We start from the raw sequence: 12683 nt of genomic DNA on the forward strand, positions 1-12683 counted from the left end.
AACAGCTCAGCACCGACCGAACCGACCCCGACGCCGATCCCCGCCCAGGCTGCTCGCGGATCCGGGACCGCGGGCACGCCGAGGACGAACGCCGATGGCGTCGCGGTGCTCTCACGCGGCACAATGGCGGGAAGCGCCCGGAACCGGCCGAGAGCGGTCGGGCCGACGGACGCGCAGCTCAAGGCACGAAGGTACAGGGGGAGCACGTGAGCACGGCGCAGCGAGGCGGGACGGCGACGGACCGGGAGCACCGGGGCCAGGGGCAGCCGGTGCGGGCCACACCCCAGCGCCGGGCCGTCACGAGCAGTCTCGCCGAGCTGGACGGCTTCCACTCCGCCCAGGACCTGCACCGGCTGATCACCGAATCCGGGAAGAAGGTCTCCCTGGCCACGGTCTACCGGATCCTGCAGTCCCTCGAGGAGGCCGGCGAGGTGGACGTGCTGCCCGGGGAGGGTGGGCAGGCCCTGTACCGCCAGTGCGCGGCCGAGGAGCACCACCACCACCTGCGCTGCCGCTCCTGCGGCCGGGCCGAGGACATCGGCGCCGACGTCGTGGAGGCCTGGGCCGAGCAGATCGCCGGGCGCTACGGCTACACCGACATCCGCCACGTCGTGGAGGTCTCCGGGATCTGCGCCCAGTGCGCCGCCGCCCAGCGGCACTGAGACGAACCCGATCCGAGCGAGGCCGGTGGGGCTCAGGAGGCCCGGTGCCCGCGGTCGGCCACCGCCTTCTCCGCGGTCGTCTCCTCCGCCGGGGTGCGGCGTCCCGAGGCGCTGTGCCGACGCCGGATCGCCTGGATCCCCGTGCAGACCAGGAAGATCGCGAAGGAGATCGTCGTGACGTAGGGGCTGATCGGCAGGGAGCCTGCCAGGGCCAGCAGGATCCCGCCCACCATGGCCACCTCAGCGAACAGCACCGAGAGCAGCACCGAGCGCACCGGGGAGGCCGTGAGCCGGTTGGCCGCCGCCGCCGGGGTGATCAGCAGGGCCAGCACCAGCAGCGCCCCCACCACCTGCACGGACAGTGCCACCGCGACCCCCAGCAGCAGCATGTACACCAGGGACAGCGCCCGCAGCGGCACGCCCTTGGCCGCGGCCACCTGCGGGTCCACGCTGGCGAAGGTCAGCGGCCGCCACAGCAGCAGCAGTCCCCCCACCACGACGACGGCGCCCAGAGCCATCTCCCCGATCTGGGCGGCGTCCACGGAGACGATCTGGCCGGTCAGCAGCGAGAAGCGGTTGGCCGAGCGCCCCTGGTACAGGGACAGGAACAGGATGCCCAGGCCCAGCCCGAAGGGCATCAGCGTGCCGATCACCGACTGCTGGCGGCTGGTGCGCGAGCCCAGCAGCCCGATCAGCAGGGCCGCGGCCACCGAGCCGACCAGGGATCCGGTGACCACATCCGCGCCGATCAGCAGGGCCAGGGCCGCCCCGGCGAAGGAGAGCTCGGCGATCCCGTGCACCGCGAAGGCGGAGTCCCGCAGGGTCACGAACACCCCGGTGACCCCGCCGATCACCGCGAGGATGGCCCCGGCGATGATCGAGGGGTACAGCAGCTGCAGCAGCTCGCCGTAGTCCTCGAAGACGAAGACCCGCTGCCAGAAGCCGGTCTCCTGGCCCAGCAGGACGGACCCCGGGTGCGCCAGCGCGGCGAGGATGGCCGGTGACATCAGCGCATCCCCTCCGCATCGAGCTCCCGGGGTGCTGAGCCTGCGCAGTGCGGGGTGGCGGCGTCGTGCTCGGGCCCGCCGACCACGATGTAGCGCCCGCCGGAGCGCAGCACCTGCACGGGCGTGTCGTACAGGGCGGAGAGCACCTGCCCGCGCATCACCTCCGGCACGGTCCCCACGGTGAACCGGCCGTTGGCCAGGTACAGCACCCGGTCGACGTCGTCGATGATCGGGTTGATCTCGTGCGTCACGAAGACCACGGTGGCACCCTCGCTCCTGCGGTAGTCCTCGATCAGTCCGCTGACGGCCTCCTGGTGGCGCAGGTCCAGGGAGAGCAGGGCCTCATCGCACAGCAGCAGCCGCGGCCGGGCGGCCAGCGCCTGGGCGACGCGCAGCCGCTGCTGCTCCCCGCCGGAGAGCAGCCCCACGGGCACGTCCGCGTAGTCGGCGGCCCCCACCTGCTCCAGCAGCTCCTGCACCCGGGCGCGGCGGGCCCGCGAGGGCCACCCGGTGCCCCAGCGGTGCCCGTCCAGGCCGAGGCGGACCATGTCCCGGGCGCGCAGCGGGGTGTCCTGCGGCAGGATCCGCTGCTGCGGGATGTAGCCGATGCCGGGATCCCCGCGGTGCGGGGCGTGCCCGAGGACCCGGACCCGCCCCTCGGACAGGCGCAGCAGGCCCAGGATGGTCTGCAGCAGGGTGGACTTGCCGGAGCCGTTGGGCCCGAGCACTGCGAAGTACTCCCCCGGCGCGATCTCCAGGTTCAGGCCGCTCCACAGGGTGCGCTGGCCGAAGGAGAGCCGGGCGTCCCGGAAGGAGACGGCGGCCGGCTGGGTTCCGGGGGCTGGGGCGGGACGGGCGACGGCGTTCACGACGGGGGTCGGTGCTCCTCACGGGGGTCGGGGCTGGGGTGTCGGGCAGGGATGGACGCCTGGACTGCGGGGCGCGCTCCGCTCAGGCGAGGGCCTTGCGCAGGTTCTCGATGTTGCCGCGCATCCAGCTCAGGTAGTCCCTGCCCTCGGGAAGGGTCTCCGTGAAGTCTACGACCGGCACGCGCGCGGACTCGGCGGCGGAGCGCAGCTGCCGGGTCTGGGCCGTCTCGGTCTGCGGGTTGAAGGCCAGCAGGTCCAGCGATCCGCCGTCGATGATCCGGTGGACCTCGTTCAGCGTCGCCGCCGGCACATCCGACTCGGCCTCGACCGCCGAGGAGAAGGCCTCCGGGGTCTCGTTCTTCATCCCCGCGGCATCCAGCAGCCGGTCCGGGACGGGTTCGGTGGCCAGGTAGGTGCGTCCGGAGGCGCCGATGCCCTTGAGGTCGGAGCTCAGCTCATCGAGCTTCTGCTCGTAGGCCTGGGCGCGGTCGTGGTAGTCCTGCCGGTGCTGCTCGTCGATGCTCCCGAGGTCCTCGGAGATGGCGTGGGTGAGGTTCTTCATCGCGGAGACGTCGTACCAGACGTGCTCGTTGAAGTCCCCGTGATCGTGGTCGTCGTGGTCGTGGTCGTGATCGTGCTCCTGGGTCTCGGCGGCCTCCTCGGCCCCGGGCAGCCCGGAGACGGCCACGGCGTCGATGACCTTACCGTCGGCGCCCTCGGCGGCCTCGGACATGAAGGGGTCGTAGCCGCCGCCGTTGAGCACCACGAGGTCCGCCCGGCTGATCTTCAGCTTGTCCTGGGAGGTGGCCTCATAGGAGTGGGGGTCCTGGCTGGTGGAGTCCACGATCGCGGTGACCTGCGCGTCGTCGCCGGCCACCTGGCGGGCGATGTCGGCGTAGACGGAGGTGGTGGCCACGATGGTGGGCTTGCCCGTGTCCTGCCCCGCGTCCTCCTGCTGCGACGAGCAGCCGGACAGCGCGAGCACCGCGCAGCCCAGCCCCGCGACGATCCCCGCGGCGATCTTCCTCATGGCCTCCCCCTCGACGACGGACCGGACGGTCGGCGCCCGGCTTTGTTGTGAACGATTCGCAGCAAGCATCGCACTTGCTGCGAACCGTTCGCAAATCAGGAGGGGCTCACGAGCCCTCGGGGGCCCGCACGCTGCGGCGGCGGCCCATCGTCTGCGTCGAGTCCCGCACCTCTCCGATCAGCTCCTCCAGGACGTCCTCCAGGAACAGCACCCCGATGGTCTCCCCGCCCCGGGCCACCACGCGCGCCACGTGCCCGTGCGTGCGCTGCATCGTGGCCAGGGCGTCCTCCACGGTGGTCTCCGGGCGCAGGTTGATCAGCGAGCGCACCCGGGTCAGCGGGGTGGGGTCACGGTAGCGCTCATCCGGGATGGACAGCACGTCCTTGACGTGCAGGTAGCCCAGATAGGTTCCGTCCTCGGATTCCAGCACGAAGCGGGAGAAGCCGGTGCGGCCCACGGCCCGCTCCAGATCGTGCGGGGAGCTGTCCGAGGGCAGGCACAGCACCTGGTCCACCGGAACCATGACGTCGCTGACGGTCTTCTCGGAGAACTCCAGGGCGCCCGAGAGCATCCCGTCCGCGTCCGTGACCAGGCCCTCCGCGGTGGACTCCTCGAGGATCGTCTGCAGCTCGTCGGCGGTGAAGGTCGAGGAGACCTCGTCCTTCGGCTCGATGCGCATCAGGCGCAGCGCCGCGTTCGCGATCCAGTTCATGAACCAGATGATCGGGCGCACCAGCCGGGAGATGACCACCAGCACCGGGGCCAGCCACAGGGCGGCGCGGTCCGCGGTGGACACGGAGATGTTCTTGGGCACCATCTCCCCGAAGATCACGTGGGCGAAGGTGACCACCAGCAGCGCGATGAGGAAGCCCGTGAGGTCCGCGGCGGATTCGGCCAGCCCGAGGTGCATCAGCGGCTCGGCCACGAGGTGGTGCACGGCGGGTTCGGCGACGTTGAGGATCACCAGCGAGCACACGGTGATGCCCAGCTGGGAGCAGGCGAGCATGAGGGAGACGTGCTCCATGGCGCGCAGCGCGGTCTGGGCGCGCTTGTTCCCGGCTTCGGCCAGGGGCTCGATCTGCGAGCGCCGGGCGGACATGATCGCGAACTCGCTGGCCACGAAGAAGGCGTTGCCGATCAGCAGCACCACGAACCAGATCAGGGCGGTCCACTCGCTCATGCCGCACCTCCTTCGCGTCGGGGCTCGGGGGCGGCCGGCAGGCCCCCGGGGGTCGTGATGGCCCGCTCGGGCCCGAGGTCATCGCCCACGGTCTCCTCCGGCTCCTGCCGGGCCGGGGTGAACAGGATGCGGTCCACCCGGCGGTGGTCCATCCGCTCGACCTCCAGGATCCCGGTGTCGATGGCGACTTGGTCCCCGACCTGCGGGATCCGGCCCAGCCGGTCCATCATGAACCCGCCCATCGTCTCGTAAGCGGGGTCCTCGTCGATGTCCAGCGGGGTGACCCGCTCGGTCACCTCGTCCGGGCGCAGCAGGCCCGGGAAGTGCCAGCGCCCGTCGGCGGTCTCCAGCACCCCGGGCACGACGCGGTCGTGCTCGTCGGCGACCTCCCCGACGATCTCCTCCACGAGGTCCTCCAGGGTCGCGATGCCCGCGGTGCCGCCGTACTCGTCCAGCACGACGGCGACCTGCAGGTTCCCGGCGCGCAGCTCGCGCAGCAGGGCGTCCAGGTGCATGGTCTCGGGAACCCGCAGCACCTCGTCCATCAGGGCCCCGGCCTCGACCTCCTCGCGCTTGGCCGGGGGCACGCCGACGGCGCGCTTGATGTGCACGACCCCGCGCACGTCGTCCTGGTTCTCCTCGAACAGGGGAAAGCGGGAGTGCCCGGTGGCGCGGGCCTCGTCGATGATCTCCTGCACGCTGGCGGTGGTGGGCAGCATGTCCACCTGGCGCCGGGCGGTCATCACGTCCGAGGCCGTGCGCTCGGAGAACAGCAGGGTGCGGGCCACGAAGTTGGCGGTCCCGGCGTCCAGGGTCCCGAGGTCCGCGGAGCGGCGGACCATCGAGGACAGCTCCTCCGGGGAGCGGGCCCCGGACAGCTCCTCCTTCGGCTCGATGCCCAGCCCGTGCAGCACCGCGTTGGCGGTGCCGTTCATCAGCACCACCAGCGGCTTCATCACGGCGGTGAACATCAGCTGGGGGCGGGCGATGGCCCGGCCCACGGGGTAGCCCACGGAGATCGCGAGGTTCTTGGGGATCAGCTCGCCCATGGCCATGGAGAGCATGGTCGCCACGGTCATGGACAGCACGAAGGTCAGCGGGCGGGTCAGGGAGGGCTCCAGGCCGAGCGCCGCGATCGGCTCGGCCAGCAGCCCCTGGATGCCGGCGTCGAGGGTGTAGCCGGTGAGCAGGGTCGTGATGGTGATGCCCAGCTGGCAGCTGGACAGCTGGGTGGACAGGGACTTCAGGCACCGCAGCAGCGGCTCCGCCTTGGCGTCCCCCTCCTCGATCTTCCGGACCACCGTGGACTGGTCCAGGGCCACCAGGGAGAACTCGACGCAGACGAAGAAGCCGTTGCCGAGGATGAGGATCAGTCCGGCGAGGACGAGCAGCCATTCCACGGGCTCAGCGTCCTCCCTCGGCGGGGCACCGTCCCGAGGGACTCGGGTGCAGGAGGGGCGCGGGCGGGTGGGAGACGGGACTCAGCGGGTCATCCATAGTGCGCCCAGTCTAACCGCACGCGGCCGGCTTCGGGCTCGGTCTCGGGCGCTCAGACCGTCCAGGAGCGCTCCCGGGGCCGGCCCTCGTCGTAGCCGGCGGCGGACTGGATGCCGAACACGGCCCGCTCCCGGAACTGCGCGAGGTCCGCGGCCCCGGCGTAGGTCATCGACGAGCGCACCCCGGCGGTGATCGCATCCAGCACGTCCTCCGCGCCGGGCCGCTCGGGGTCCAGGTACATCACGGAGGAGGAGATGCCCTCCTCGAACATCGCCTTGCGCGCCCGCTGGAAGGCCTCCTCCGCGCGGGTGCGGTGGGAGACGGCGCGGGTCGAGGCCATCCCGAAGCTCTCCTTGTACCGACGTCCTTGCTCATCCGTGAGCAGGTCCCCGGGGGACTCGTAGGTCCCGGCCAGCCACGATCCGACCATGACCTGGCTGGCCCCGGCGGCCAGGGCCAGGGCCGCATCGCGCGGGTGCTTGATCCCGCCGTCGGCCCACACGCGGGCCCCCAGCCGCCGGGCCTCGGCGGCGCATTCCAGCACGGCCGACAGCTGCGGGCGGCCCACGCCGGTCATCATGCGGGTCGTGCACATCGCCCCGGGGCCCACCCCGACCTTGACGATGTCCGCCCCGGCCTCCACGAGGTCGCGGGTGCCGGCCGCGGAGACCACGTTCCCGGCGGCGATCGGCACCTGCGGATCCAGGGCCCGCACGGCGCGCAGGGCACGCAACATCTTCTCCTGGTGCCCGTGGGCGGTGTCCACAACGAGCACGTCGGCCCCGGCCGCCAGCAGCCCCTGCGCCCGCTCGGCGACGTCGCCGTTGATGCCCACCGCGGCCCCGACCAGCAGTCGGCCGCGGGCATCCAGGGCGGGTTCGTAGATGCTCGCGCGCACTGCCCCGGCCCCGGAGAGCACGCCCCGGTAGACGCCGTCGGCGACCACGACCAGCGGCTGGTCCCCGGTCTCCTGGCTCAGCGCGTGCAGGCGCTGCAGCAGCCCGGTGCGTCGGGCCGGATCCTGTTCGCGCAGCGCGTCCAGCTCGCGGTGCTCGATCGTGTGGGCGACCGGGCGCATCACGGTCTGGACGTAGCCGAACCGGTCCTGGGCGCGGCAGTCCGCGGGCGCCAGCAGCCCCATCGGGCGCCGCTGGGCATCCAGCACGACGGCGGCGGCCTGGTTGCGCTTGCCGAACAGGTGCTGGGCCTCGTTGATGGTCGTCTCGGGGCTCAGGGTCACGGCCGACTCCACGAAGGGGTCCCGCCCCTTGACCCAGCGCAGCACGTCCGCGGCGACGTCGGCGGGGACGTCTTGGGGCAGGATGCCGATCGCACCGCGTCGGGCCAGGGTCTCCAGCATCCGCCGGCCGGTCACGGCGGTCATGTTCGCCGCGATGACCGGCACCGTGGTGCCCACGGCATCATCCGGTCGCAGGTCCACGGCGAAGCGGGAGGGCACCTCCGAGCGGGAGGGCACCAGGAAGACGTCGTTGTAGGTCAGATCGGAGGTGGGCTGGTTCAGGAATCGCACCCCCGCAGTCTACGGGACCCCGCTATGCCTGCCGTCACACCGGGCCCGGGGCTCGCATCCTGAGGCCCCGGGGCCCGGGAGTGGCCGGGAGCCCGCCGGGCTCATAGACTGGAACGGTGATTCCGGCCGCACCGGGGCAGTGTCGCCCGATGCCGGCCGCTGCAGGAACCGCGTCCGATGTCGCCCCCGCGCGCGGCACACGCGGGCATCCCTGCTGCGGGATCCGCCCCGCGGTGCGCGACACCGGCTGCCCGAGAGCCGGCGCGCCGCAGAAGCATCCAGCCAACGGAAGAGGCGTGACCAAGTGCCAGATCAGCCACAGCACCAGATCCCCGAGGAGTTCGCCGGCAACGAATGGCTCGTGGACGAGCTGTTCGAGAAGTACCAGCAGGACCGGAACGCCGTGGACGAGAAGTGGTGGCCCATCTTCGAGCAGATGCAGGCCGCGGAGTCCGGCAAGCGCGGTGTCGACGCCGCAGCCCCCGCCGCGAAGACCTCCTCCGCGAAGGCCCCCGCTGAGAAGGCCTCCCCCGATCGCGCCCCGCAGCGCTCGTCGGGTGCGGCGGCGAAGGCGTCGGCCCCCGCCGAACAGCCGGAGGCCCGCACCGGGGCGGGCAAGAAGGAGACCGAGGCGCCCAAGCAGGCCGGGACCCGGGAGAAGCGCTCCGGGCAGAAGCCGATCCCGGCCCAGCTGCCGCACAGCGAGCGCGAGGAGCAGGAGGAGTCCCAGGACCGGGTCACCGCCCTGCGCGGACCGGCCAAGGCGATCGCGTCGAACATGGAGGAGTCCCTCCAGGTGCCCACCGCGACCACGGTGCGCGCCGTGCCGGCGAAGGTGCTCATCGACAACCGCACCATGATCAACGACTACCTGCGCCGCTCCCGGGGCGGGAAGATCTCCTTCACCCACCTCATCGGCTACGCCGTGATCAAGGCGCTGAAGGAGTTCCCCTCCCAGAACGTCACCTACGGCCAGGACGAGAAGGGCCGCCCCGCCGTCGTGCAGCACGCGCACGTGAACTTCGGGCTGGCCATCGACATGCCCCGCCCGGACGGCTCCCGCAACCTCGTGGTGCCGAACATCAAGGCCGCCGAGACCCTGAACTTCGCCGAGTTCTGGGCCGCCTACGACGAGATGGTCACCAAGGCCCGGGAGAACAAGCTCTCCGTGGAGGACTTCAAGGGCACCACCGCCTCCCTGACCAACCCGGGCGGCATCGGCACGGTGCACTCGGTGCCGAGGCTGTCGGCCGGGCAGGCCTGCATCATCGGCGTCGGGGCCCTGGACTACCCGGCCGAGCGCCGCGGCTCCTCCCCCAAGGTGCTGGCCCGGGAGGGCGTGTCCAAGATCCTGACGCTGACCTCCACCTACGACCACCGCGTGATCCAGGGGGCCGGCTCCGGGGAGTTCCTGAAGCTGGTGGACCAGTACCTGCAGGGCGAGCACGGGTTCTACGACGAGATCTTCGAGGTCCTGCGCATCCCCTACGAGCCGGTGCGCTGGGCCGTGGACAACCAGGTCAACCCGGAGACGGAGATCAACAAGGTCGCCCGGATCCAGCAGCTGATCCACGCCTACCGGGTGCGCGGACACCTCATCGCGGAGACCAACCCGCTCGAGTACGTGATGCGCAAGCACCCGGACCTGAACATCGCCACCTACGGGCTGACCCTGTGGGATCTGGACCGGGAGTGGCCCACCGGCGGGTTCGGGGACGCCTCCCGGCTGCCGCTGCGCACCATCCTGCAGCTGCTGCGCGACGCCTACTGCGGCACGCTGGCCGTGGAGTACATGCACATCGAGTCCCCGCAGGAGCGGGAGTGGTTCCAGCAGCAGCTGGAGCACGGCTACACCAAGCCCAGCCGCGAGGAGCAGCTGCGGGTGCTGGGCAAGCTCAACGCCGCGGAGGCCTTCGAGACCTTCCTGCAGACCAAGTTCATCGGGCAGAAGCGCTTCTCCCTGGAGGGCGGGGAGTCCCTGATCCCGCTGCTGGACTCCATCATCTCGGGGGCCGCGGACAGCGGCCTGGCCGGGGTCGGCATCGGGATGGCCCACCGCGGGCGCCTGAACGTGCTGAGCAACATCGCCGGGAAGTCCTACGCGCAGATCTTCCGCGAGTTCGAGGGCGAGCAGGACCCGCGCCTGGTCGGCGGCTCCGGGGACGTGAAGTACCACCTGGGCACCGAGGGCGTGTTCACCTCGGATTCCGGGAACGAGACCCAGGTGTACCTGGCCGCGAACCCCTCCCACCTGGAGGCCGTGGATCCGGTGCTGGAGGGGATCGTGCGGGCCAAGCAGGACCTGCTGGACCAGGGTGCGGAGGGCGAGGCCGCCTACGGCGTGCTGCCCATCCTGGTGCACGGGGACGCGGCGATGGCCGGGCAGGGCATCGTCGCCGAGACCATGCAGATGTCCCAGCTGCGCGGGTTCACGGTGGGCGGCACGGTGCACATCGTGGTCAACAACCAGGTCGGCTTCACCACGACCCCCGGTGAGGGCCGCTCCTCGACCTACGCCACCGACGTCGCCCGGATGGTCCAGGCCCCCGTCTTCCACGTCAACGCGGATGACCCGGAGGCCGTGGTGCGCGTGGGCCGGCTGGCCTTCGAGTACCGCCAGCGCTTCCACCGCGACGTCGTCATCGACCTGCTGTGCTACCGGCGCCGCGGACACAACGAGGCCGACGACCCCTCGATGACCCAGCCGCAGATGTACCAGCTGATCGAGGCCAAGCGCTCGACCCGCAAGCTGTACACCGAGTCCCTGGTGGGCCGCGGGGACATCACCCAGGAGGAGGCGGACCGGGCGCTGAAGGACTACCAGGAGCGCCTGGAGCGGGTCTTCAAGGAGACCCACGAGGCCCAGCAGTCCAAGGCGCCCCTGGTCACCGGGGACGCGGCCGCGGTGTCGAACATCGAGCGTCCGGCGGCCCAGCAGATCGAGGACTCCGTGTACACCCCGGAGACCACGGCGATCCCGGCCGAGGCCGTGGCCCGCGTCGGGCAGGCCCACGGGCAGGCCCCCGAGGGCTTCCAGGTGCACAAGAAGCTGGGTCAGCTGCTGAAGAAGCGCCAGCAGATGGCCGAGCAGGGCGGGATCGACTGGGGCATGGGCGAGCTGATCGCCTTCGGCTCGCTGCTGATGGACGGCTTCCAGATCCGCATGTCCGGGCAGGACGTGCAGCGCGGGACGTTCACCCAGCGCCACTCGGTCCTGCACGACACCCGCTCCAACGCCGAGTGGGTGCCGCTGACGCACCTGTCCGAGGACCAGGGCAAGTTCATGATCTATAACTCCCTGCTCTCCGAGTACGGGGTGCTGGGCTTCGAGTACGGCTACTCCGTGGAGCGCCCGGACTCGCTGGTGGTGTGGGAGGCGCAGTTCGGCGACTTCTTCAACGGCGCCCAGACGATCATCGACGAGTTCATCTCCTCGGCCGAGCAGAAGTGGGCCCAGCGCTCCTCGCTGGTGCTGATGCTGCCGCACGGCTACGAGGGGATGGGTCCGGATCACTCCTCGGCGCGCATGGAGCGGTTCCTGCAGCTGTGCGCGGAGTCGAACATGACCGTCGCGGTGCCCTCGACCCCGGCCAACCACGCGCACCTGCTGCGCCGGCAGGCCTACTCCCGCCCGCACCGTCCGCTGGTGATCATGACGCCGAAGCAGCTGCTGCGCCTGAAGGCCGCGACCTCCTCGGTCGAGGACTTCACCCAGGGTGAGTTCCAGGAGGTCATCCCGGATCAGGGCGGGCTGACCGACGCCGCGGTGACGAAGGTCGTGCTGGTCTCCGGGCGGCTGTACTACGACCTGGCCGCCCGCCGGGAGAAGCTGGGCCGCCAGGATGTGGCGATCGTGCGGGTCGAGCAGCTGTACCCGCTGCCGGCGGATCAGATCAAGGAGCAGCTGGCCCGCTACGCCGGGGCCGAGGTGATCTGGGCCCAGGATGAGCCCGCCAACCAGGGTCAGTGGCCCTTCATGGTGGTCAACCTGCTGCCGCTGCTGGATCGGCAGGTGCGGCTCATCTCCCGTCCGGCCTCGGCCTCCCCCGCCACCGGGGTGGGCAAGCGCCACCAGGCCGAGCTGGAGCACCTGGTCGCCCAGATCTTCGAGAGCTGACCCGAGGCACCTCCCGGCGCGCCCGTCCCCGCGGGGGCGGCGTGCCGGGAGGTGAGCCTGTGCCGCAAACCGTCTATCGTGGGGTCCTGAAGACCCGGCCCGCACCCTGTCCGTCGGGGCCGCCTCCTTCGGGGGCGGCCCCCGTCCGGGTCAGCGGGACGTCCAAGACGACAGAAAGAGACTCGTGGAGCAACGAAACATCCGCATCGTGGCAGTCGGCGATGACCTCCTGGCCGGGATCGGCGATCCCCGCGCGCTGGGCTGGTTCGGCCGGGTCATGGCCCGCACCCCGCGGAACGTCGCGCCCCTGGTGTCCTACACCCTGGCCGCTCCCGGCGAGGGCAGCGAGGCGCTGAACGAGCGCTGGTTCGAGGAGGCGAGCCGCCGCTTCGCCGCGGGGGCGGATAACCGCTTGGTCATCGCACCCTCGGCCTTCGACATCGACACCGGGATCACCTCGGCCCGCAGCCGCCTGAACCTGGCCAACATGGTGGATCTGGCCTCCCAGAACAGCATCAAGGTGCTCGTCGTCGGCCCCCCGCCCACGCTGGATGCTGAGCGCAACCGGCGCATCGCGGACCTGAACGCCGCCTACGCGGACGTGACCACCCGGCGCCGCCACGTGTACGTGGACACCTTCAACCCGCTGCAGCACCACGAGCAGTGGCGCCAGGACCTGGCGGCCAACGACGGTCGGCCCGGTCAGGCCGGCTACGGGCTGATGGCCTGGCTGGTGCTGCACCGCGGCTGGTACTCCTGGCTGCAGCTGCCCGAGCAGCACTAGCCCGAC

Annotated in this window: 9 protein-coding genes; 3 read left to right on the plus strand and 6 right to left on the minus strand. The window is 71.4% G+C overall.

Annotation, left to right across the window (positions count from 1 at the left end):
* Positions 1-206 precede the first annotated feature (206 nt).
* Complete coding sequence (locus I6G21_RS00170; RefSeq protein WP_165590118.1) at positions 207-662, plus strand: Fur family transcriptional regulator; 456 nt, start codon at positions 207-209, stop codon at positions 660-662.
* A 32-nt stretch (positions 663-694) separates the two neighbouring features.
* Here I6G21_RS00170 and I6G21_RS00175 read toward each other — a convergent pair whose 3' ends face one another.
* The 6 genes from I6G21_RS00175 to I6G21_RS00200 all read right to left on the minus strand — a co-directional run bounded on the left by I6G21_RS00175 (position 695) and on the right by I6G21_RS00200 (position 7776).
* Entirely contained in the window at positions 695-1669 is a 975-nt protein-coding gene (locus I6G21_RS00175) for a metal ABC transporter permease (protein WP_081046324.1), read from the minus strand.
* Positions 1669-2538, minus strand: a complete 870-nt coding sequence (locus tag I6G21_RS00180; protein ID WP_061225020.1) for a metal ABC transporter ATP-binding protein — start codon at positions 2536-2538, stop codon at positions 1669-1671. The genes I6G21_RS00175 and I6G21_RS00180 overlap by 1 nt, the downstream gene beginning before the upstream one ends.
* A gap of 82 nt (positions 2539-2620) precedes the next feature.
* Entirely contained in the window at positions 2621-3568 is a 948-nt protein-coding gene (locus tag I6G21_RS00185) for a metal ABC transporter solute-binding protein, Zn/Mn family (RefSeq protein WP_165869956.1), read from the minus strand.
* 106 nt (positions 3569-3674) lie between these two features.
* On the minus strand, positions 3675-4748 hold the full coding sequence (locus I6G21_RS00190) for a hemolysin family protein (protein WP_100463038.1): 1074 nt from the start codon (positions 4746-4748) through the stop codon (positions 3675-3677).
* Entirely contained in the window at positions 4745-6148 is a 1404-nt protein-coding gene (locus I6G21_RS00195; protein WP_064725206.1) for a hemolysin family protein, read from the minus strand. The genes I6G21_RS00190 and I6G21_RS00195 overlap by 4 nt, the downstream gene beginning before the upstream one ends.
* Before the next feature lie 149 nt (positions 6149-6297).
* A complete protein-coding gene (locus I6G21_RS00200; protein ID WP_061225023.1) occupies positions 6298-7776 on the minus strand; it encodes a GuaB1 family IMP dehydrogenase-related protein in 1479 nt (492 codons plus the stop codon).
* Positions 7777-8080: 304 nt separating this feature from the next.
* Here I6G21_RS00200 and I6G21_RS00205 point away from each other — a divergent pair, with 304 nt between their 5' ends.
* The gene (locus I6G21_RS00205) at positions 8081-11893 is read left to right on the plus strand and encodes a multifunctional oxoglutarate decarboxylase/oxoglutarate dehydrogenase thiamine pyrophosphate-binding subunit/dihydrolipoyllysine-residue succinyltransferase subunit (RefSeq protein ID WP_129357438.1); all 3813 of its coding nucleotides are present in this window, start codon (positions 8081-8083) and stop codon (positions 11891-11893) included.
* A gap of 184 nt (positions 11894-12077) precedes the next feature.
* On the plus strand, positions 12078-12677 hold the full coding sequence (locus tag I6G21_RS00210; protein ID WP_058731525.1) for a GDSL-type esterase/lipase family protein: 600 nt from the start codon (positions 12078-12080) through the stop codon (positions 12675-12677).
* Positions 12678-12683: the final 6 nt, after the last annotated feature.

This window comes from Rothia kristinae (assembly GCF_016028855.1).
In the GTDB taxonomy this organism is placed as follows: Bacteria; Actinomycetota; Actinomycetes; order Actinomycetales; family Micrococcaceae; genus Rothia; species Rothia kristinae.